Source organism: Actinobaculum sp. 352, from assembly GCF_003957265.1.
In the GTDB taxonomy this organism is placed as follows: domain Bacteria; phylum Actinomycetota; class Actinomycetes; order Actinomycetales; family Actinomycetaceae; genus Asp313.
Window position 1 is genome coordinate 213,187 of record NZ_RQSN01000002.1, and the last position, 23,154, is coordinate 236,340.

The window sequence follows — 23,154 nt, forward strand, 5'->3', positions numbered from 1 at the left end:
GACTTTCCCCGAATCCAACCCTTCTTCCCAGGATCTACTAGGCTTATTCCATGGCCATCCTCCTTCCCAGTGTGCAGGCAGAACGCATCCGCAGCGCCGTCGTCGACTATCTGGCCACCACCTTCGCACTGACGGATGCCGAACCCCGCCGCGCCCTGACGGACTTCCTCGAACATCCCGAGCACGGCGTATTCACCGGCCCCTTCGCACGGCTGCGTCTGCCCTACCTACCTTCCGAAGGCACCACCGCCTTGGACTGGACCCCGCCCTTCCCTCCCTACCACCACCAGGAACAGGCCTATAGGCGCCTGACCAGCAAGCCGCTCGGGTCCGCTCACACCAGCCCGGAACCGACAATCGTCACCACCGGCACCGGCTCGGGCAAAACCGAGGCCTTCCTCCACCCCATCCTCGACCATGTACTACGCGCACAGAAAGCCGGAATCACCGGCATCAAAGCACTCATCCTGTACCCGATGAACGCGCTGGCCAGCGACCAAGCCGCCCGGCTCACGCAACTCATCACCTCAGATCCGGCCCTCGCTCACATCCGCGCGGGTCTTTATACCGGCGACGCCGAAACGACCTCCCCCGGCACCGCATCCTCCCCCGGCGCCACACCGACCCCCACCACCGCGCCAGCGAACACCACCGACGGCACCGATTCTGCCCTGCAGCACCGCGGCACCGCCCTGGAAACCGACCGCCACTCCATCCGCCGCGACCCGCCGGACATCCTGCTCACCAACTACAAGATGCTCGACCAACTGCTGCTCCGCCCGGAGGATCAGAAGCTCTGGGAGGCATCCGCACAGTCCCTCACCTACCTGGTGCTCGACGAGTTCCACACCTACGACGGCGCACAGGGCACCGATGTCGCCATGCTGCTGCGCCGCCTGGGCCTAGCCATTCGCTCCTACCTATCCACCGGCGATCCGAGGTTGGAGGCCTTTACCGCCTCCCCGCTTGGCCCGATCATCCCGGTTGCCACATCCGCCACCCTCGGCGACGGCAGCGATCCCTCCGAGATTCTCGCCTTCGCCCGCGAAGTCTTCGGCTTCCCGCTGCCGCCCGAGGCGGTTATCACCGAAACACGGGTTCCGCTCGGCCAGTGGGCGGAACAGCATAGGCGGACAATCGCTCCGCTCGGCCTCACACCGCGCCGCCTGAACACACTGCAGGCCAACGAGCTCGATGCTCTAGCAGACCTCGCAGAAGGCTCCGCCGCCGATGCCCTGGACCTGCTGCGCGACGTCGTCGGAAAACTGTACGAGGGCGCCACACCCGCCGGTCGAACCGACCCCACCAGTCGAACCGACCCCACCAGTCGAACCGACCCCACCAGTCGAACCGACCCCGCCACCTGTGCCGCGGCCCTCCAAGCCCATCCCGACGTTCTCACCCTCATCGAGGCGGCCCAGCAGGCCGTGCCGGTGTCCACTCTCGCCCGTCGCGTGCTGGGTGGGGCTTTTCTGGAGGATCCAGTACGTGCTCGGCGCGTGCTAGCAGCCGTCTTCGCCGCACTGTCCACCGTGCGTGCCGGGCTCAACGGCACTCCCAACCGGAACGCCGTCAGCGTCGAAATCACCCTGTGGGTTCGCGAAGTAACCCGAATCGACCGCATGCTCTCCACCCAACCCGCCTTCCGCTGGTCAGATGACGTTGCCTCCACCTACGCCGACCTCGAAGAGGATATTCCCGCGCGTCCGGCCCTGTACTGCCGCTCCTGCGGTCGTTCCGGTTGGGGGATCACACTTGCGCGTACCGGACAGGCGGAAAAGCCTGACCAGTCGAATGTCCGACGGGACCACCTACTGCACGATTCTCGCTTCCGCGCTCTCTTGCACGCCCCGGGCGAGGATGCCGCCTACTTGACCGCGTTGGCGGACGGCCACCCCAATCCTGCCGAGCGTTTTCCCGGCCTGCGCTGGTACTCGGTCGCCCGCCGGGAACTGCTCACGCGCCGCCCCGCAGAATCGGATACGGAGACCCGCGAGGGCCGCGTTGTTCCCGTGCTCATCCTCACCGGGGCCGAATCCGACATCTCCCGCGACACCACCCGCGATGTCTGCCCCTCCTGTGGCAGCGACGACGCCATCCGTTTCCTCGGCTCCGCCGTCGCCACGCTCCTCTCCGTCAGCCTCACCACCCTTTTCGGGGACGACGCTCTGGACTCCGCGGAGAAACGCACCCTCATCTTCACCGACTCCGTGCAGGATGCCGCCCATCGTGCCGGTTTCGTGGACCAGCGCTCCCACACCATCAGCCTGCGTTCCGCGCTACGCGGCGCACTCGAGAACCCAATGCCACTGGATTCCTGGGTGGAGGCCACGACGATCACCGCATCCGATCCCTTCGACCGCTACCGCCTGGTTCCCGCCGACCTCACCGAGCACAAACACTTCAAGCCCTTCTGGGATTCGGGCGCCTCACGCAAGAGCCGTCGCGCCGCCGAGGAATACGTGCGCCGTCGCCTCCTCTTCGATGCATCGCTCGAAGTCGGTCTGCAATCTACCTACGGGCGGACCATGGAGGCAACCGGTTCCATCGCCGCGCACGTTGACGCCGGAAGCTCTGCCCAGATCGCCTCCATCGCCCGCGAAACGCTCAGCGACGACGACGGAGGCCTCCTACCCGCCTTCACCGACCTACCCGAAAGCAAGCTGCTCGCCTGGGTGCGTGGAACGCTTGAGCACATGCGGCGCGATGGAGCCATTGACCACGAATGGCTGCAACGTTACAAGGAGGACGACGGCGCACGAGTATGGATCTGGTACAAACGCAAACGCGCGCAGGGCCAGCCCGCCTTTCCCGCCGGGCGCAGTGCACCCGCATTTCCGCAAGTCGGAGGCACAACGAACTCGAAGCGCTCCACTTTCACCCCCGTGACCTCGCCGAAGTCCTGGCATGCCATCTGGACTCGTAAGTGCCTGCAGGTCAGCCCGCAGCATGCGGCCAGGCTCGCAGGCAACCTACTCAAAGGCCTGGCGCAGGCCGGTGTTCTTTCCACCACCGCAACCGCGAGTGGCGGCACGGTGTACGGCATTCCGACTGCCCGCATCATTGTGTCTCCTCTGAAGGAGGAGCCTTCCACTACCTCTCCGCTGGAGAAGAAACCCGCCACTACCTCTCCCCTGGAGGAGTCTTCCGAACGCCTACTACTGGTCTGCGACACCTGCCGCAGCCAACTGCCCTCATCGTCCACCTCCTCGAGACAGTTAACGGGGGCACCGTGCCTGACCGCAGCCTGCCCCGGGCATCTGGAAGGCACCGAGCACGCGCACACCAGCTTCTACCGGCAGCAATACGCCAGAAACCGGGTACGGCGGGTGGACGCCCACGAGCACACCTCGCTCCTTACCCCGAAAGAACGCAACAGAATCGAAGAGGGCTTCAAACGCGCCGAGCAGAATCCCGGCGATCCGAATGTCCTCGTGGCAACACCCACCCTGGAAATGGGCATTGACATTGGCGATCTCTCCACGGTATTGCTCGGCTCACTGCCGGATAATGTTGCCTCGTATATTCAGCGGGTGGGAAGAGCCGGGCGGCGGAACGGCTCGGCACTCGCCCTCGCATATGTTCCGGGGCGGAGCAGCCAGCTGCCGCTGTTGGAGGATCCGGCACGATTGTTGAACGGCGCGGTGGAGCCACCATCCACCTATCTGGGCGCAGAGGATATCCTTCGGCGCCAGTTCATCGCCTCCGTACTCGACTCAATGGCGCGTTCCGGTGATCCGGCGATCCCCGGAGGGGGAGGCCACCGCCCGACAGCCCGCGCCGCACTTGAATCCAGCTCTCGTGAGTCGCTGGTCGGCTCCATACTCAATCGGATTGAGAACGACGGAGCCACGTTGGCATCCGCTTTTGCCGCCACCTTCGAAGGCGGCGGCTCCGATACGGGCGGGCGGAACGGCAACGGCGCCTCCCTCACCGCCAGCAACACGGATTCGTCCGCTAGCCCTACCTTCACGTCGGATCTCTCCGAATCCTCTAGCATCGCCGCTGGTACGGCGTCCGCTTCGGACTGGGCAGTCGCTCCTGCCCTGGAAAACGGTAGCCTCGGCCGTCTCATTGCCTGGGCCACCGAAGACCACGCGGCGGGGCCGCGGCGCCTGCTGGAGCGCGCCGTCGCCGAGCATGCCAACGAAGAACGCCTGCTTTACGAACAACTCGACCAAATCAAGTCCGCCTTACCCGAACTCATCGAAGCGGCCGATCTTCCCAACGCTACGGAGGAGGATCAGCGGGCCGTGCGTGCGGCACGCGGTGCTTATCAGGCCGTAGGTGCCCGGCTGAGTGATCTGAATGAGGAACACTGGGTATCGGCACTCGAACGCCACGGGATTCTGCCCAATTATGCACTGCTAGACGATACCGTCCGCCTGGCGGCGCGGATATCGTGGCGCGATCCGGATAGTGACGAGATGCGGACAGAGCCCTACGATCTGGACCGCTCCTCCGCCAAGGCGCTGGCCGAGCTCGCACCGGGCGCCACCTTCTACGCACACGGCATGGAGATGCAGGTGGACGGCGTCGACCTTTCCGGCATCTCCGGTGAGGCCGAGTGGTGGTTCTGCTGCTCGCGCTGCGGATACGTCCATACTGAGCGCGCACAGGAACACGTGCCGCAGGCTCCCACCCACTGCCCACGTTGCGCCGACACCCGCATTGCGGATATCGGCCGTGCCCGCCGCGTTCTGCGCCTCACCCGCGTCTTTGCCGATATTTCGCGCGACGACGCCCGTATCAGCGATACCCGCGAAGACCGCCTGCAGGCCCGCTTCGAAATCCTGCCGTTGGCAGACTTCGACCCGCAGCGAGCGGAAGAGCAATGGGCCTCCGATAGCGGCTTTGGCCTGATCAGCTATCGGCATCTCATGCTGCGCTGGCTCAATACCGGACGCCTCGGCGGCGGGCAGGGCAACGATCAGGTGGCGGGCATCGAAATCGCCGCCACCGGCTTCCGGCTGTGTGAGGCGTGCGGAAAGCTGGACACGGAAACGGGGCCGAATAACCCGCGGGAGCATCGGCCGTGGTGCGAACATCGCAACTCCCGCACGGAACACATCGCACAGGTCGATCTCATGCGCTCCCTCGAAACCGAAGCGCTGGCTCTTATCCTCCCGCCGTCATTCGCAACGAACCGCACCGGCACGGCCTCACTGTGCGCCGCACTATTCCTCGGCTTGCGGATCATCACCAACAGCGTTCCCGCCCATCTCAACGTTACCGTCGTTCCACACCCCGTGGCCGATGGAGAACCGGGAGAAACACGGCAGGCCGTCCTGGTGCACGACGTCGTACCGGGAGGCACCGGTTATCTCACGGATCTGACGGGTCCGAGTAGGCTCTGGAATCTCCTCGTCTGCGCAGGTACACATCTGGAGAATTGCGATTGCCGCCACGAGAATAAGCACATGTGCCACCGCTGCCTGCTGCCCTTCGCAGTCGGCGGTGATGTTTCGCGCGCCGCCGCAATAGACGCAATCCGCCGCATTCTCGGCCTTGATAAAGACGAAACGATTTCTTCTCTTGACCCCGGCATTCCTCAATGGGGAATCACACGGGGCGCCGTGGTCCGCCAGACGGCCAGTGCCAGTCCGTTGGAAGATCGCCTACGCGATGAGTTGTGGCGCCGACTGGCCCAGGTGACCGACGTCGAACAAATTGCGCATCACTCCGGAGCACCTGCGCTCAATATTGATGGCGGGCGATGGAGAATTCAACCCCAGCTGGACACCGGTGGCTCTCGCCCCGATTTCACCTGCTTGCCTTCAGTTGAAGCCGCGCGGATTGCCGTGTTCTGCGACGGGTGGGAGTATCATGCCAGCCCGCGGCACAATCGGCTTGCCGACGACGCCGCCAAACGCGAGCACCTACGCGCCCGTGGCTACCGGGTTGTGGCGGTGGCTGCCGCAGATTTGGACCGAGCCTGGGATCCCCAGTGGCTTATTCAGGGCGCAAAACTGCTGCGAACAGACGGCTCGAAATATGCGGCCCGCGCTGGCGCGGTTACGGATAAGGCCATTGACACGTGGCAGGGCGGTCCCGTTGCCCTGCTCACCGAGATGTTGTTGGACGCCACCGATCATGATCGTGACCACGAAGATAATGCGCGCAGTGCCCTGGCCGACGCCGTGTGGGTACCGCTGCTTGTACACGCTCAGCAGGCGTATGCGCAGGGCGGGAGCGATGGCATGCGTTGGGAGCAGTCTGCGGACGCGGCAAGTGATGTGCTGCAGCAGGCTCTGAATGCACTGTATCCCGCATCGCCCGATGCACAGGGCAGGGCGGGCGATGCTGGAAGTGCAGATACCGGGTCTGTATCCTCAACAGGCGCATCTGCTGTAACCACTAGCCACTCACCTGCCACTAGGCGCACACCTGCCCCCGCCCGTACCTCCGCCGTCGGCACGTCGGTGCCAGCAGGCACGCATACTGCGGCCTCCCCGAGCAACCACACATCGGCCTCGGTATTCCTCTGGCCACATCTGGCGCTTGCCGTGCAACTGCGGGGCAAGTCCACCGTGGCCATGGCGCTCGTGCTTGATGATTCCCGCGAGGCAATCGCCTCCGCAGATCACCGCGATGCCTGGCTGACTTGGCTGCGACTGGGCAATGTCCTGCCGCTGGCAAACGCACCCGTCACCGTGACCACGGTGTCCGGTGCGCGGCAGAAGCTCGCCGACAAGCGCCGTTTCACACCCCAACACCAGTTGGCTTCGCAAGATCTATTCGCGGGCGACCACAGCCTCGCTTCGCAGCGTCGGGTCTTTGCGGATCAGCAGAGCGGAGTGCCGCAGCACACTGGGCCCCTGGAAGAAACCGCGACCTCGGAGCCCATCGCGGCTCCCGAGCGGACCGGGGGTCCCGAATGGGCTGGGGGTCCGGAATGGGCTGGGGGTCCGGAGCGGGCTGGGACTCCGGCGCAGTCTGCCATCGATGAGCAGTATGGGCCCGAAGGCACAACCGTTACTGGTCAGACCCTTGGCCTATCAACGCTTGAAGCACTCGAATGGAATCGTGTTGACCCCGAGCTCACCGACCCGCGCATCTTGGACCTCTTGCCCCATCTGGCGGCTCGCGGCGTCCGGCATAGCGCCGATGGCGAAGAGATCGCTGGCGGAATAATGGCCGACCTCGTCTGGCACGAGCAGCGGGTCGCCGTCGTCGTCGACGATGCGGAGGACGATGCCGCCGCTATGCGTGCTGCCGGCTGGCGCGTTGTCTGCACCGGGCCCGATCCACAACAAACAGCTGCACAAGTGGCCCAGTTGTTGACGCACGAGGCCTAGCCGAAGCATCGCACGTAACGGCATGTACCGCAATCAAAACTGAAAACGTGTCGGAAGCGTGTGGGAGACTAACCTTGTTCCTGGAAGGAGACTGATATGCCCTCCATTGTGGTACCGAAGGCGAATCCGAAGGATGCGACGGCCAAAGACCCGTCACTGAAGTCCAAGGTCGGCACTTTTCTGATGAAGCTGGCCAGCACGGATAGAACGTCCGGCCTGCATGTGGAGCCAATTCGGCATTCCGCGGATCCGCGTGTACGTACCGCCCGCGTGGACCGCTTTTACCGCGCGGTGGTCTTTCAGATCGGGCAGGGCGACGACGCCGTCTACGTATTCCACGGTGTCTGGCCCCATGACGATGCCATCAACGAAGCGAAAGAGGTGAGCCTGCAAGTCAATCCGCGCAATGGAGCCACAGAAGTAATTCGAGTCGCCGAAGCCGTTCAGAAGAGTCAGGAAGGCGTCACGGCACGGCAGAATCAGGCAATGAAGCGACTGCAGGCCGCAGAGAACGCCACACGGGCCCTCGAGCGGCAGGCCGCCCAAGTTGAAGCGGCCAATGAGCGCGCCCGTCAGCAAGTGGACGCGGGCTCTGCGCAGGTTGAATCAGGCGTTGAATCAGGCGTCTCCGTGGCCATACGCGATGACCCTCCCGCCTGGGCGCGGCCATTCACCGCAGCAGAGCTTCACGAACAACTTGGCCTTGACCTTGCGCTAGTCACTACCGCGCTTGCGGCCGAACGGGAATCACAGCTCCTCGATATCGCCATGGCCGCGGAGGTGCCTTGGCAGGCGGAAGCACTACTCTCGCTGGCCACCGGCTCGACGATCAAAGATGTCCGGGAAGAATTCGGTCTACACCTTCCGGAAGACGTTTCTGCTACTGGTTCGGACAAGGATCTACTTGACGGCCTTCGCACCCCCGCCGCCCGCTCCTCCTTCACCTGGGCAGAGAACGATGACGAACTCCGCAAGGCGATTGAAGTCCTGGACTTTCAGCAGTGGCAGCTTTTCCTGCATCCGCAGCAACGCGTCCTCGTCGAGCGAGATACCGCCGGTGCCTCCCGCATCAGTGGCGGTGCCGGTACCGGAAAGACCGTCGTCGCCGTTCACCGGACGACACGGCTGTCCCGTCGTAACCCGGCGGCACATGTCCTGCTGACAACTTTTACCCGTAATCTTGCCGACGACCTACACCGGCAGGTTTCCCAACTCGCACCGGAACTCGCGCTGCCCGATGACTTCTCCGAGCCGGGTATTACGGTCAGTGGTTTGGACGCTCTTGCCATGACGATCCTACAAAACGCAGGCGATTCCATATTGCGAGTGACTGCATCGGTGCTCGGTAGGCGGCGTTCCCGCGTGTTCTCGGGGCTACGCGGTCGGCAGTCCAATCCCTGGAATGAGGCGCTTACCGTGGCCGGCGCGGACCTGCCCGAAGCACTGCGCAAACCAGACTTCCTCGAATCCGAGTACGAGCTCATCATTCTCCCTCAGCAACTCACCACTGTGCAGAGGTATCTACGCGTACGCCGCCCTGGACGCGGCGTGGCTCTTGATCGTGCCAAGCGGGCAGCCGTGTGGAAGGTGGTGGAAGCCTACCGTGATTACGCGGCGGCGGCTGACTACACGTCCTTCGCCGAACGCCTGGTACTCGCGGCGGCCTGGTTGGATGCCTGCGTGGCAGATGGTGGTGCGCGGCCTTTCCAGCATGTCGTTGTGGATGAGGCGCAAGACCTTTCCCCCGCACACCTTCTGCTGCTCCGCGCGCTGGTAGCCCCCGGGCCTAACGATCTGTTCCTTGCAGAGGATTCACACCAGCGCATTTACGGGAAGAAAATCGTACTCAGCCATTACGGCATTGAGGTGCGCGGGCGGTCTCACCGCCTCACCCGTAACTACCGAACAACACGGCAGAATCTCAACTTCGCCTTCGAGATATTAGAGCCGGGCGACTATCAGGATCTTGAGGGCGGTGCCGAGCAGCATCGTTACCTATCTCCACGCTCCGGCCCCGAGCCAATACTGCTCAAAGCGGGAAATCCCGCAGAGGAGCTGAACATGGCGGCGCAACTTGTGCGTGACTGGCTTGACGAAGACGAAGCCTCCGGTCAGACTGCTCCAGAGACAATCGCAATTCTTACGCGCGACCGCAACCGATGCGACGCCGTCGTTGCAGGGCTTGCTGAGCGGGGCATCGATGTGCGCCCGGTCGCACGAGACACTGCCTTGCGCGGCCAGCCGCTCGTGATGACCATGCACCGCGCCAAGGGGCTCGAATTCCGGAAGGTGCTGCTATTCGACGTAAGTAAGGACATCATTCCGCGTTCGGTTCAAGAACAGAGCTACTCTGAACAAGATCGGACCGACGCACTCCTGCGAGAGCGGTCATTGCTGTACGTCGCCGCTAGCCGAGCACGAGACCAGTTGGCGATTTCTTGGAACAGTGCGCCCAGCCCGCTATTGGAGCCGGTTGCTACTAAGGCATGAACGGATAACGGCCACTCACCAAGTGCCACGGGTGCACTGGAGCCGGTAGCTACTAAGGCATGAGGCAGCGCCCTCTTCGCAAGGCGATCTTCCGAGCGGGGCTTTTACAAAACGATGAACGCGCTCGCTTTCGCAGTGATGCGGGCACCGCTTCGAACCTCGTCACCGCACTAGCCTCCCCGACCATGCATACGAACAGCTCACTTCAGCTCGTGTTTAGCATGTGTCACTGCGCTCCATCACTACCACCATGACGATCCAGCCGCCGACCCAGCACTGCGAGGTCACTTGTCCAGAATTCACCGCCCTGGCATATCCGCACTGACAATGGACTGGCTGGCCCGCTCTGGAGAACGCATCATGGCGCACTGCGTTTGCGAGGCTCTTTAGAGGACGAACCGCGTCCTCGCCGTGACCGCAGCGGGTGCCCCGCCGCGCTCCATCATGCGCCTAGCACAACGCCGTGCCCCATGGCCTTAGGATCCAATACGTGTTTTGAGGGTCCATAACATGTTGCCACTGTCCAATTACCGTCCAAACAACTAACCACACATCACATCCATCCGCGAAAACCGCGTCATTCCGCCATTTCTTAAATGGAACAAATCCAGGAACGGAGCGTTTGGACGCGAATCGGACACCCAAGCACACAGCACCCACTTCTTCTGACACCATAAGCCAAACACGGACCTGACACCATCCATGAGGCACATTGTCAAAATCCCGTCCAAACGAAGACGGGCCGGTTTCAACCGATGTCAAAAACCGCATGATTCCGCCATTCTTTAAATTGAAGCATTCCATATTGCCATCGTTTGGACGGGATTTGGACGTTGGGAATGTAAGTGTCTGCTCGGTGTGGGGTGTGTGACCCTGGTTTGGACTGGCGGCCTGATTGGGTTTGTCTTGGTAGTGATCTGTCCGCGTTCTGGGCTGGGCGGGCGTGTATGTAACGAGTCCCGACAGGCTCGGGGCTGCTGGCATGACCTGATATGAGCTTGGAGTTGATTTCTCGTCAACGTCCTGTCTGCCAGAGCGTGTCCCGGGCTTGTCGGTAGGCCTACTTTCAAGGAGGTCATGATCATCATGACAGATAACACCCAACGACGCACGATCACCACCACGAGCACAGGCTTATCGACCCTGCCCCGGCAGCCAGACCGGTGGGTGGTCGCCGGGGTGGACACCCACAAAGACACGCACCATGTCGCCGTGCTTGACGCTTCCACCGGGCAGCGGTTAGGCGATAGACAAGTACCCGCCACCCCGACGGGCTATCACCAACTACACGAATTCGTGACCAGCCTGGGAAAGATCCAGATGATCGGTATCGAGGGCACCGGATCCTACGGGGCAGGCCTAGCCCGCGCCCTGACAGACACCGACACACCCATCCGGGAAGTGATCCGCCCCAAACGCAGTCAACGACGCCGCGGTAAATCCGACCGGATCGACGCGTACGCCGCCGCTCAGCAAACCCTTGCTGACACCCACACCCTCCCCATCCCCAAAAACCGCCAGGGAACATGCGAACAACTACGCGTCCTCCTGGCCGAACGCCGCTCCCGCCATGCTCGCCACCAAAGGCTACGGCCCCCTGACCACCGCCACCCTACTCGTGACCATCGGGGACAACCCCGACCGCATCCACAACCAAGCATCCTTCGCCACCCTATGCGGCGTCTGCCCCATACCAGCCAGCTCCGGCAAAACCAACCGCCACCGCCTCAACCGCGGCGGAGACCGACAAGCCAACTGGGCCTTCCACCAAGTCGCCCTCGTCCGCCTGTCCTACGACCAACGCACCCAGACCTACGCCACACGCCTCACACAACACAACAAACCCCCCAGAGACATCATGCGCTGCCTCAAACGCGCCATCGCCCGCGACGCCTACCAACTCCTGACCAACCCACCCACCCCACCACGCACCGACGACCTACACCACCAACGCGGACTCACCCTCACCCAAGCCGCACACCACCTCAACACCCACCCACCCCTCACCAGCCGACTCGAACGAGGACTCCACCACGACACCGCACTAACCAACAACTACCGCCAACGGCTCAACACCCACCCACCCCTCACCACTTGACAACCATAGGAGCATCATCACCAATCGGTCACAGACAGACCCCAAGCGTCTTCGCCAAGCCAGCAGCCATCCAATCGACTAGACATCCACCCCCGCGCGAACCCCCAACCAGCACCACCCCAACCACCGCCCTTCCACCACCCAAACCACCACCTCAACGCCACGCCACTTGACCTCACCTATATCAATCAATAATATATCCATTGTTGATATATAACCGAGTGAGAGGAGGCGTCATGAGTCGCACCTCGGGATACACCAGTGGCGATCTGCCAGATCCCGCCGTCGCCGTGCTTGCCACACTGGGAAAGCCACTGCACGGCTACGCCATCATGGCGTTCCTTGATGAACGTGGTGGCCCCGACATAACGATGGGGCCAGCCACGCTGTACACAACACTGAAGAAGCTATTCAGCGCCGGTCTCATCGAGGAAGTCGACGATACCGGCAAACGCCGCCCTTACCGCCGCACCAGCAGCGGCACAGCGGCACTCAACCAAAGTCTCGAACGCCGCCAGCGGCTTATCGAATTCGCTCAAACAGCAATGGAGGAAGCATGACAACACGACGCTTAGCGCATGGCATGGCCGTCGCTCCCGAAAAGAACCTCGCCCTGTTCTCCGACATGGCAGCGCGCGGGCAGGCACTCGTGGGCGTTAGCGCGCTCGGGTTCATGTGGAGATTCAAGCCCGCCCCCGCCGAAGATGTCATCTTCGCCCTTGACTACACCGACACCCCCAATGAAGACTATCTAGCCGTTTTCGAGGCAGCCGGCTGGCAACACGTCCTCGGGATCGGCGACATGCAGATCTTCAAGGCCGCCCCGGGCACGCGCCCGATACATACCGAAAAGCAGGGAGAAAGAGAAACACTCGCCTTGCAGGCCAGGGGGGGCATGGACTCGCGGCGATCGTGTGCCTCGCGTTGATGATGCTTGCCTTAGCGGTACACATCAAACTCGAACCGCCCCTGTGGGTCGATATCACCCTGTACCTGGTCACCGTTGTCCCATTTATCTTCACGGTAATTCCTTGGATCGGGACCATGAGAATGCTGCGCAAACTAGAAAAGCAGCACGGCTGAGTGGGAGCGAGTTCGCCGCGCTTGCGTGCCACGAGCACCGGAGGCACCCCTTCGGCCAACCCATGCCCTTGCGGCGCGGCGACGCCCAACCTATGCAGCCACGCCCAACCTATGCAGCCACGCTCAACCTATGCAGCCGCACCCATTCCAACCTGACAGCCGTCGACAACCGCCGACGGCCGCCCGTACTCCCGCCAAAGGGAGCGCCCATTTCCTTCCCGTACCAAGACCCATTTCCTTGCCATACGAACACTCTGGCGCGATACCACCATTGCCCACCGCGTTTCATCAACGCCAAGCAATAGCGATATCGCGCCTGCAAAACCGCCAGGTCGTCGCCATCGACCAAATTGACAAGCCTATGCCCGCCCGTTTTCCCCACGACTACGCACCTGGCACACCATATTCCAATGGCACCGGCTTACCGACCGCACGTGCCCACAGGTCACGTTAATGCCCGACCGCGGACAACTCCCGCTCTGGGTACTGCGCCCAACGGGAGAGTTCGCATCGATACGCGCACGGCCCACTCCAGGGCGGCAAACTCACGCGAACTCACAGGTAATGCGCGCGCAGTTCCTCGGACGACTTCCCCGAAAGATCTCCTAGCGTCACGTCGAATACTGTATGGGCGCCGCTTTCCCCGCGCGCAGCCATCTTCGCCACCGCACGCCCCATGGCGGCCACCACTGAACCTGTGAACTCCGGATTGGAATCCAACTGCAGTTCGAAGTTCACTGTTTCGGCGACGCCGTCGGACGTATGCCCCCGCCGAATCACCGTGCCCCCGTGCGGAATACCCGCATACTTGGCCGCCATCTCTTCCGCGGTGATGAAGGTGACCGTCGTATCGTAGTCGGCGAAGTAGTTCGGCATCTCCACGATCTCCTTCTCAATGCGAGCAAGATCGGCGCCTTCTTCCGCCACAACGTAACAATCACGCGTATGCATCGAACGCGTGGTCAGCTCGACGTCGTCCCCGGCCTTCACCGCAGCAACGGTCGCCTCCACGGGCCGCGTGTACTGTTTGGCGTCGACGACGCCGTCGATCCGGCGCAGCGCGTCGGAATGCCCCTGCGAAACGCCGGGACCCCAGAAGGTGGTGGTCGCACCGTCGGGCAAAACAGCATCCCCCAGAACTCGCAGCATGGAGAACAGCCCCGGATCCCATCCGGTGGAAATAAGCGCAACGTGCCCGGCCACACGCGCGGCGGCGTCGACGGCGGCGAAATGCTCCGGGATGCGCGCGTGTGTGTCGAAAGAATCGACCGTGTTGAACAGGGCGACCGTCGCCGGGGTCTGCTCGATGAGGTCGGTGGCCGAACCGCCACAGTTCAGGCACACGTCCACCTTGTCCACCCAGGCGGGCATATCGTCGACATGGGCAACCGGTGCGCCTTGCGTAGTGATCGAGCTCGGATCGCGTCGAGTGAAAACGACGACGAGCTCCATGTCATCATTCTTGGAGATCGCCTGTTCGGCTCCTCGCCCGAGATTGCCGTATCCGTTGATCGCTACCCTGATCATAAGACCTCCTGTTGGTGGTATGCCGTTGTCCTACAGTGCCCGACCTGCGCGCATCCTGCCGCCGTGCGCCTTGCGCGCCCAGCTAGGCGCTTGCCTACACACCTTGCCAGTGGCGTACTCCCACGCCGCCGTTTACTTCCGGCCTATTCGCAGTCGACTACTGTTGCGCCCATCTTGCGCGCAAACCGTCGCGACCGTACAGCCCGTCTCATCGCCTGGACCGCTGCGGTTGTTTCAGGTGGTCACCGCTGGGATGCGGTTGCCGCCGTCGCTGACGGCACGCCCACGCCTGCTATTGCCGTCGAAACCAACAGCAAGTTCCACAGCAAGGTCACACATTTGCTGATTGTGGCGATCCTGCTCAAGAACACTGAGTGCTCCTTTCAACTCTTGTCGACACTTCTGCCTTTCAGTGCTGTTGAAGACGCGAAAACGACCAGCAGTACAGCCGGATAACTCACCGCGAGCGCCTCCGCACGGCGCCCGAGGTTGTCGCTTTCCGGCGTCAAATGTCCTGAACGAAGCACAGCCGACGAAGCGGCAATCAGTCGGATGGATACATCATTGGTATTCCGCAGTCAGCGTGGTAACGCCCGGCGCGCACTGTAATCGATACTGTCGCACCAAGCAAGATCCGGCGATCAATTCGAAGACGGTATTCCGTACTCGCAGATCCCTGAACCACCGCCAAGTTGAGGCTTCTTCTGGTGGCAATTCCTGCCATTGTTCCGCTTTCACGAGGGTCGGCAGGCAGAGATTGGCCCCCGCAGAGGTGGCAATTCTTGCCCGGGAGGATGCCTGCCGCACCGGCCGGTTGCCCCCACTGCGGAGTGTAAGCAATTCTTCGCTTACCCAATCCCTGCTCCGTCAACTTCCCAGAGTTCGGTGCCGCCTACCAAACACCAGGCTATCCGCCGCGCATCACGGAAATTCACCTCGGTGACCATCGCATTTCCTTTGCCACGCACCAGCAGGTCAACTCCCACGTTCAGCCTTTCGTAATCAATCATGTGCCCCCAGTTGTATTGCGGATGGCGCGGCACCACATAGTGCCCCGGCGGAACCGCACCCAAATGCAGGACGGGCTGGGCAGAGCCGTTACGGACGTGCTGTGTACGAACCTCAACATCGTAAATCGGCTTCGACGAACCATTCGCGATGAATACCGCCCATCTCTCGTTCTTGTCATGACCGGAAAGTGTCGCGCCCATGACGTACACCAGCTCCGCTTGTTCGCGGCGCCGAGCGGCCTGCGCCGCAGCTTCCCGCTGCTGCTCCAGCTTCAACGCTTTAACACTCACCCACCACGCGATGACTGCGGCGACGACTGCCAGCAGCCCTCCTACAGCGCTTAGCCAATCCGCGATGCTTCCGACTTCCACGGTCGATCTCCTTGACTTTGCTGTTTATGGCCCCAGCAAGCTGAGTGGCACAATGCCGATACCATCTGAGCGCCGGTAAGCGACGGGGCCGGTTGTCACCACAATAGCATCGAGCAGCTGAGTGACCAATCACTTTCTCAGCCAATAAAAGTGCCTGACATCGCCTTCGATAGTAGTTACTGAGAGCCTCATCTCCATTACCAGCATGCAGCCATCCGAACAGAAGACTTGGCGTGCGGCAGGACAAGAGTTCCATCTCCATTACGAGCCCGCAGCCATCCGAACGGACGATTGCCAAGCCGATTTCGCGGACACCGGTACGCGTGCGTAAGTGGGCCGACGACTCGGCGAGCAGAATGTCTAGCCTCGTAGCTGCTGTTCTCCGCACGCATTCCATAACGCAAGTTAGTCACTTGGCAAGACTTCAATCAGTTTCTCAGCGCGATCAAAATCAGTCACTTAACATTGCCCCGATCAGTTCCTCGACAGGACTTCAGTCAGTCACTTGACACGGTCTGAATCTGTCAATTGGCAGGACTTCAGCCAGTCACTCAGCACGGTACTCATCAGTGAATTAGCAGGACTTCAGTCAGTCACTTAGCAGCCGCCACTGTGCCCTCAGCGGCGGCGTCGCACGATCTGCGCGATAAGCTCCCGGCTGCAACCGAGAGCCTGCGCGAGCGCAGTATAGGACCAGCGCTTCGGCTCCGCCTCGCGGAGTCGGTCAATAATGCCGTCGCGTTCGGCACGGTAGCGGGCGGCCAGTGCGTCGGCTTCCAGGGCCTTGGCGTGAAGTTCTGCTGCCCGCGCGGCCAAAGGATCTGAGACTCCCCCGGCGCGAAACTCGGCCGAGTCCGCCTCGGGGCCACGCTCTCCGCCGCTGCCCGCTCGGTTTTCTCCGCCACTACCTGCGAGGTGCTCAACGCCGTCCCCCGCTCGGTGCTCTACGCCGCTGCCCGCATGCGCTAAACCATCCCCCGTGCCATGGTCAGATTCAAGCGCGCGTTGCACCCGTGCACGCGCAGCTCTTTCGGCCCGCTTCTGTTTTACGGAGGTCATCTGCCCCGCTGAGCGCAGCACAGGAGGGCGGTCCTCCCCTTCCGGGGTGGCCACCCTCCTCGTACTGATACCGCGCAGTGGATCAGAGTCCACGCGAGAACTCCGAGATCAGGTTCGGCACCGAAGCGTCGAATCCGACGACGTCGAGCATGCCGGCGTCGTTCGGGTCAGCGATGCTGAAGCCCGTAGACACCATTCCGACGACGACGAGTTTCGCGTCAATGCCGGAGCGCTCACGGTAGTCCCGCAGCGCCTGGAACGGATGGATATCTCCGGCCCAGGTCTCGTTATCCGTGTAGATGACGAAGGTATCTACCTCAAGCTGCTGCTTGGTGGCATGCAGCATCGGCACGGCACAATCGGTAGCGCCGAACGGCATCCCACTGACTGTTTCCAGTGCGTCGTCGAGCCTGCGCTTCGGCGAGATATCCAGCGGCCGCAGAGGTGATCTTGCCCTGCGCGCCAACGAACCGGAGAAGGCGAAGGCCGCTGCCTCCGGTTCGGTTGCCAACTGTACCAAGGCAAGTGCCGTCGAAGCCTCGCGGGCGGTGATCATCATGCCGGAGATCGGCCAGCCCATCGAGCCGGAGACATCGACCGCCAGCATGGTGCGCTTACCCGCAGGTTCTACAGCGCCGAACGCCGCATAGAACGCCTCGTCAAGCGCCGCTGTAACTCGCGGCGTCGGCGTCCACTTGCCGGTGCCCCGCATGGACGTGCCTTGCGCATAGGTACGCTGCGCCACCAACACATTCACCGGGTGTATACGCGCCTTGCGCAGACGCTCCACGTCGGTCAACTGTGCGCATACCTCGCGCGTGCGTCCGCCCATCGCGGGCAGCAAGCCCAGGCGTGTCAGCCTCGGCAGCTGACGCATAAGAGCCGTCATCGGTATGCCGACGTCGAGCAGCGCATCCCACACCTTCGGCATGCTCAACGCCTCGTCCGGCAGCATCTCCCAGGTCAGGCCGTACTCGCGCACGAGTTCCGCCCAGGCCTTGGCAGCGCCTTTACCGCTTGCCTCAACTTCCTGCGCCTTGACGAATCCTTCAATCAGCGTGGGGACTTCATCCCCGACCGCACCATGTGCGATCCAGTCGAAGGTGGCACGCAGCTCGGCGCTCTCGGCTACCGGGTGGGCCAGACGCAGCAGGTCGCGATGCGTCCAACCACCACGCTGGCGGTACTTGACCGCCTGGTAGGCAAGCTGGTCGGCGTCACGCACCGTGTACCACGAGGCGACTGCCCGGCGCAGGCCACGCCCCCACCCTCGAAACTGCTCGACGTAGGTTGCGAAGGTGAACAGGTGTGTTCCTGTACGAGCTACCTTCGGCAGTGCCGCCAGGGCGGCGTCGCGCGACTCCGGAACCGATGCGGCGTAGGCGAGCGCGAACAGCGCCGGATTTTGTTTGGGGGCAAGTCCTCCCGTAGAGACATCTACGATGGTCTCGACCAGCGTTTCCGGGTCATTCGTAGCCATGCGCTCCAGTACTTTGGCATTGTCGACGGCCAGTTCCTGCGGTGCCGAATAATAGGTACCCCCATCGACCCCGAGAATCAGGAAGCGGCGCAACCGGGCGGCGTCGTCCAGCGCAAAGACGTAACCACCGGCGGAGTTCTGCACCTGGCTCGCTGTGGCCTGCATGCCTTGTGGCGTCCGCCTGGTGTTGATGCTCTTCAGAATGTCCATGTCCCTTCCTTCCTTTCTCCTCGGGGACTGTTGCTTGAGTAGTGGCATCTGCGGGATGCACGGATACGACTACTGTGCGCACGACGACGGCGTCGCCGAGCCGCGTATTCACTTAGAGACGACGGGCGTGGAGCGCTACCGAAAACCAGGCGTAACCGCCGTCGACCCGCACTAATCACCGTGGCCGTATTGACCCGGAGAACCTGCCGCAGCCTTATTGATAACCGACTAGCTTCGGCCCGTCGTAAGCCGTGGGAACCGCTCGTCCCAATGTGGACCTCTCGACACCACCGAAGAGGGTGAAACCGGGCATGGTGTGGCCTCCGGATGCTCCGCTCCGAAGAGTGCTGGAGTTGAACCAGCGAATACCGATAACCAAAGGCCTCCGGCCCGGCGTCGAGAGATTCACACCCTGGGGCGTGTGGCTCCCCGCAATGCGACACCGCGAACAAAGCGGAACGGACGTGTGTTGACCTCCGGATCCTCCGCAGAGGGCTGGGGTCGAACCAACTAATTCCGATAACCGAAGATCTTCGGCCCGTTCTGCTTGTGTTCGCACGTGTGCCGACTTGCGCCGACTCACAAGAGTGTAGACCCCTACACGGCATAGATGCAAGTTGGCAATGCGGGGAATTGGCTGGGATTCTTCTCCATATGCGGGCGGTGAGTTTTACGGCATGGCTTACGGCAGCGCTATGCCGGGATTCTTGTTCATATGAGGGTGGTGGGTTTTACGGCATGGCTTGCGGCTGCCCCATGTCTGGATTCCTCTCCGTTTGCGGGCAATGGTCATGCTGCACATGTGTAGGCCATGGGTGCAACAGAATGACTGAAGTCCGGGCGGTCATGTTGTGATAACCGGAGAAAATGCCAGACGCTCTACCTTTGAGCTATCGGCTAATGCCGACGGGGACTTGAACCCCGAACCTTCCAGTCCTGATAACCGACTATCGCCGGCCCGCCCGGACGGTGTACAAGGCTAGTGCATTGCGGAAGGCAGGTCAATAGTAAGTTGCAGGGAAGCGCAAGAGTAGTCGCGGTCTTGCCTTAAACGCACCGAACGACAGAAACCCCTTGCTATACCTGCGATACGGCCATATTGTAGGCATGTACCTACAATGGAGGTGACGTATGATTCAGATATCCGCTCGCGAGTTCAATCAAGACGTCAGTGCCGCCAAACGCCACGCCAGCAAGAGGCCCGTCATTATCACTGATCGAGGGAAGCCCGCCTATGTTCTCCTTTCCATCGACGAGTATCGGCGCCTCAGCAAGAACGAGGTCTCATTGGTTGACCGCCTAAGCATGGATGAGGACCTGAATATTGATTTCGAGCCCTTGAAGATCGATCTCAAGGATCCAGGCCTATGAGCTACCTGCTAGACACCAATGTCGTAAGCGAACTTCGTAAACCTGCCAGACGGGCGGCACACCGGGTGCGCACTTGGGTTGAGTCGCATAACGCAGACGAGTTCTATCTGTCTGTTATCACAATCCTGGAGATTGAAACCGGGATCGCGAGACTAGGTCGACGAGACCCGGACCAAGCGCAACTGCTGCGAAACTGGCTTGAGAACAGAGTTCTTGACGCATTCACCAACCGCATAATCCCTGTTGACTTGACGGTTGCACGTCAAGCGGCACGCCTTCACGTGCCCGATCCAAGACCCGGGCGAGATGCGCTCATTGCCGCAACTGCTCTGGCATACGGACTGACCATCGTCACGCGAAACGTCAGAAATTTCCAACCTCTCAAAGCGACAGTTATCAACCCGTGGGATGAAACCGCGAGTGGAGACTAGCCATGCCCTCCCCAAAAACAACCGCACTTACGCCGTGTTAGCGCACTGCATTCCGCTTAGACATCAGAACCATCGGCACCGAACCCTCCTCGGTTCTGCCAGTCACCCGGTAGCCCAGGTTTTCGTAGAGGCGGATGAGTTCTGGAAACTCCTCCCCGTGACGAGTTCAAACGCGGCACATCCCCCAAGGCGGCATTCGAGTTCCTTCATGAGTAAACTGCCGATGCCACGACGTCGCCAGGCCGGATCGACAATCAAGCGACCAACATACGCAATTGACTTACAAGCTGAAGCTCGCACCGAACCGACAATCTGACCATCACACTCGTAAACCAGTACTACGCTACTCTCATACTCTTCGCGAAGTTCCTCCAGTGTTTGCACCATAGGGGAAGTCTTGGGGTTCCCCACTCTCTACTACACCGGAACTTTACTTTCGTCAGAATAGGCCCAGAACCTCCGAGTGAATGCGCTGCCCATCACGCAAATCCAAGGGCGAAAATGCAACTACTTGCCTACCGAACACGTGGCGGCATGTACATCGCACACACCGCCACGTGACGAATACGGCCTATTACGGGCGCGTCTTGGTCACCCAACATCACATAGTGCGCCAGGACGGGAAGTCCGTAGACACCTTACCTACAGACAATCGCCTGCTTGACAGTAACACCCCAGCCCCAACGCTAGTTAACACTTGGCATTGACTTTTCCGCGCGCCATATGTCACGATCCATCGACGACAGGACGCCCACGGCAACCAGTATCATCGGCGCCGTTATAGCGAAGAGTGCAATCCAAGGGGCGCCGTTGGAAACGGCTTTCGTAACAGAGGGCTGGAAATCGATCAGAAAGTGGATCAGTATCGGCAGCCACAAGTTGTTGTAGCGGATGCGGATTGCCACCAGCGGCAGCCCCACAGCGAAGGCAAAGAATACCTGCTTGCTCGTTGCAACAAAAGTTGCCTCGTGCAGGTTGTAATAGTGGAGCACGCCGAAGACCAAAGCGGAAAAGAAGCCGACTAGCAGCAGCTTGTACTTCTTCCCTTCGAAAGCCTTCATAAAGGTCGAGACCAGCAGTCCGCGCACAAGCAATTCCTCAAACACGGCAGCTCCCAGCGCCGCGAAAAACGAAGCGAGAAACAGCGAGGGGCTGAGCTTGAACACTGCAAGAACATTGCGTAGAACACCACTCGACACAAAAAGCAGTACCATCGCCAGCCATAGGGCGACAACCCAGACTCTTGTTGACACCGAAAGCTGTGGTCGTGTCAACAGCACTCGACTACCTTCAATGAGGCGGTAGCATATCACTGCTAGTACGAGGCTGAGAACGAGCCGAAGTGCATTGTCGAGAAGAACATTGGCTGAGGCATCAAAACCTAGCAACTTCAACACAGGGAAAAGTGCCCCGAAAAAGAAGAAGATCACAATGGCTGACACCAACTGGATCTTCCATGACACTCTGCCGGATTCACGCATAGCTTTACTCATCTTTCTTGCCCATAACGACTGACAGACTTGCACCAAGTTCGATCGGCAACCCACCCGAATGCGCAGACGGTCTTCGGATTACTCAGCTCACTTCTCCAGACACGATCTGAAGAACCCCCTGCTTCCGACAGACAGTGACCCACCGTATAGGCGCTGGAAACGCGCAGGTCTCAAACGAGGCAATAATGAAGCATTCCAGACTTACCAAATAATCTCAAGTTGCGACGTCACCCATCTTCCACCGACGGAGGTGAGCGATCACGCTTCACACCCACGACTGAAGCCCTACACCCCGGACTTATGCGATCTCAACAACCCGCGCTCAAGTCCACCCCGGCGGCGCCGTTCCGCCAAGAGCTGAACTTGCTACTACGCTCACCACACCAAGGTTCATCCATGCTCGCCGTAAATCGGCAGCGCATCTGCGGACAACGTATGAGCCAATACACCAGCAGAGGACTATCAACAAGTGAAGAATACGCACCTCACAACGGGCGTTTGATACACCACGGTCTCCCGTGGGGCGAGGTCTGTCCGGTTTCAGGACATGGGTACGCCAGAGCCATAGGCTATGTAGAAGACACTAGACAGAGGGTTTCTGCGTGGTGTGGAAGGACACCCGTGTGACTCACCAGAGAAGAAAATTGATCGAAGACGTGATACGCGCAGCGAGCTCCATCAGGGAACTGTACGCGAAGTATGGCATCTCGGAGAAGACGGTGCATAAGTGGAAGGTTCATGGAAAACGGAGGTGCGGGCCTTCATGACAAGAGCCGCGCCCCTCACGCCAGTGTCAACCAACTCAACGAGGACGCCGTCGTCCGTATCATCACGCTCAGGCATGCCCATCCGACCTGAGGATAGAAGAAGGCAAAAGCGCTCTACGAGCGGGCCTACCCACACGATCCGGCCCCATCACACAGCAGCATCTACCGCATACTCGGCAAGGACGGACTCACGGCAGAAAAGACCGGTACTCAAGGCTGAATGCACAGACGCCGATTCTATGAGGCAATTGATCTCGGCGAAAGACCCCAACGACGTGTGGACCGTCGACTTCACAGGGTGGTGGAGTCGACCGGAGATCGTGCCCGACAGGACCCAACCCGGCATGCCAGGGCAAAACGGCTCCCACGAGCCAATGCAGGAGGTAGCCAACTAACCCAACCCCCAAACAACAGCTCGCCCATATCCCGAAAACAAAAGCCTACCCATGTCCTGACCGGTCAGGC

General features: G+C 61.1%; 16 protein-coding genes and 1 pseudogene. 11 read left to right on the top strand and 6 right to left on the bottom strand.

From position 1 onward, the window contains the following. Positions 1-50: 50 nt before the first annotated feature. The 6 genes and pseudogenes from EKN07_RS03055 (at position 51) to EKN07_RS03075 (ending at position 12,814) form a co-directional block, all read left to right on the top strand. Entirely contained in the window at positions 51-7,298 is a 7,248-nt protein-coding gene (locus EKN07_RS03055) for a DEAD/DEAH box helicase (protein WP_126145594.1), read from the top strand. Positions 7,299-7,394: 96 nt separating this feature from the next. Further along, complete coding sequence (locus EKN07_RS03060; RefSeq protein ID WP_108715104.1) at positions 7,395-9,788, top strand: 3'-5' exonuclease; 2,394 nt, start codon at positions 7,395-7,397, stop codon at positions 9,786-9,788. A 1,086-nt stretch (positions 9,789-10,874) separates the two neighbouring features. Next, positions 10,875-11,303, top strand: a pseudogene (locus tag EKN07_RS12960) (transposase); the annotation flags it as partial. A gap of 55 nt (positions 11,304-11,358) precedes the next feature. Beyond that, the gene (locus EKN07_RS12965; protein ID WP_241228113.1) at positions 11,359-11,886 is read left to right on the top strand and encodes an IS110 family transposase; all 528 of its coding nucleotides are present in this window, start codon (positions 11,359-11,361) and stop codon (positions 11,884-11,886) included. 236 nt (positions 11,887-12,122) lie between these two features. Further along, positions 12,123-12,446 (top strand): PadR family transcriptional regulator, encoded by a 324-nt coding sequence (locus EKN07_RS03070; protein WP_108715103.1) that lies wholly within the window; start codon positions 12,123-12,125, stop codon positions 12,444-12,446. Then, positions 12,443-12,814, top strand: a complete 372-nt coding sequence (locus tag EKN07_RS03075) for a DUF2812 domain-containing protein (protein WP_126145595.1) — start codon at positions 12,443-12,445, stop codon at positions 12,812-12,814. Before EKN07_RS03070 ends, EKN07_RS03075 begins: the two co-directional genes overlap by 4 nt. 710 nt (positions 12,815-13,524) lie before the next feature. Here the strand turns inward: EKN07_RS03075 and EKN07_RS03085 are convergent. Then, complete coding sequence (locus tag EKN07_RS03085; RefSeq protein ID WP_108715101.1) at positions 13,525-14,496, bottom strand: diaminopimelate dehydrogenase; 972 nt, start codon at positions 14,494-14,496, stop codon at positions 13,525-13,527. A 174-nt stretch (positions 14,497-14,670) separates the two neighbouring features. Between EKN07_RS03085 and EKN07_RS12775 the strand changes: the two genes are divergently transcribed. Continuing rightward, a complete protein-coding gene (locus EKN07_RS12775) occupies positions 14,671-14,952 on the top strand; it encodes a hypothetical protein (RefSeq protein WP_206435655.1) in 282 nt (93 codons plus the stop codon). Between the two features lie 392 nt (positions 14,953-15,344). Here the strand turns inward: EKN07_RS12775 and EKN07_RS03090 are convergent, their stop codons facing one another. The 3 genes from EKN07_RS03090 to EKN07_RS03100 form a co-directional block, all read right to left on the bottom strand. Continuing rightward, a complete protein-coding gene (locus tag EKN07_RS03090; RefSeq protein ID WP_108715099.1) occupies positions 15,345-15,878 on the bottom strand; it encodes a hypothetical protein in 534 nt (177 codons plus the stop codon). Positions 15,879-16,496: 618 nt separating this feature from the next. Then, positions 16,497-17,030: a hypothetical protein gene (locus tag EKN07_RS12970; protein WP_241228114.1), complete on the bottom strand. Its 534-nt coding sequence runs from the start codon at positions 17,028-17,030 to the stop codon at positions 16,497-16,499. Continuing rightward, on the bottom strand, positions 17,020-18,627 hold the full coding sequence (locus tag EKN07_RS03100; RefSeq protein ID WP_126145596.1) for a TROVE domain-containing protein: 1,608 nt from the start codon (positions 18,625-18,627) through the stop codon (positions 17,020-17,022). The genes EKN07_RS12970 and EKN07_RS03100 overlap by 11 nt, the downstream gene beginning before the upstream one ends. Between EKN07_RS03100 and EKN07_RS12455 the strand changes: the two genes are divergently transcribed. From EKN07_RS12455 to EKN07_RS03110, 3 genes are all read left to right on the top strand, one after another. After that, positions 18,620-18,802: a hypothetical protein gene (locus EKN07_RS12455; RefSeq protein ID WP_206435656.1), complete on the top strand. Its 183-nt coding sequence runs from the start codon at positions 18,620-18,622 to the stop codon at positions 18,800-18,802. The two genes, EKN07_RS03100 and EKN07_RS12455, sit on opposite strands and share 8 nt — an antisense overlap. A gap of 956 nt (positions 18,803-19,758) precedes the next feature. After that, positions 19,759-19,998: a type II toxin-antitoxin system Phd/YefM family antitoxin gene (locus EKN07_RS03105; protein WP_108715096.1), complete on the top strand. Its 240-nt coding sequence runs from the start codon at positions 19,759-19,761 to the stop codon at positions 19,996-19,998. Further along, complete coding sequence (locus tag EKN07_RS03110; RefSeq protein ID WP_126145597.1) at positions 19,995-20,429, top strand: type II toxin-antitoxin system VapC family toxin; 435 nt, start codon at positions 19,995-19,997, stop codon at positions 20,427-20,429. Before EKN07_RS03105 ends, EKN07_RS03110 begins: the two co-directional genes overlap by 4 nt. Before the next feature lie 102 nt (positions 20,430-20,531). Here the strand turns inward: EKN07_RS03110 and EKN07_RS03115 are convergent, their stop codons facing one another. Both EKN07_RS03115 and EKN07_RS03120 read right to left on the bottom strand, forming a co-directional pair. Next, on the bottom strand, positions 20,532-20,816 hold the full coding sequence (locus tag EKN07_RS03115) for a GNAT family N-acetyltransferase (protein WP_126145598.1): 285 nt from the start codon (positions 20,814-20,816) through the stop codon (positions 20,532-20,534). 299 nt (positions 20,817-21,115) lie between these two features. Next, on the bottom strand, positions 21,116-21,910 hold the full coding sequence (locus tag EKN07_RS03120; protein WP_164546580.1) for a CPBP family intramembrane glutamic endopeptidase: 795 nt from the start codon (positions 21,908-21,910) through the stop codon (positions 21,116-21,118). A 1,018-nt stretch (positions 21,911-22,928) separates the two neighbouring features. On the opposite strand from EKN07_RS03120, the gene EKN07_RS12460 reads away from it, so the two are divergent. Next, positions 22,929-23,084, top strand: coding sequence for a hypothetical protein (locus tag EKN07_RS12460; protein ID WP_164505433.1), 156 nt, complete (start codon positions 22,929-22,931; stop codon positions 23,082-23,084). Positions 23,085-23,154: the final 70 nt, after the last annotated feature.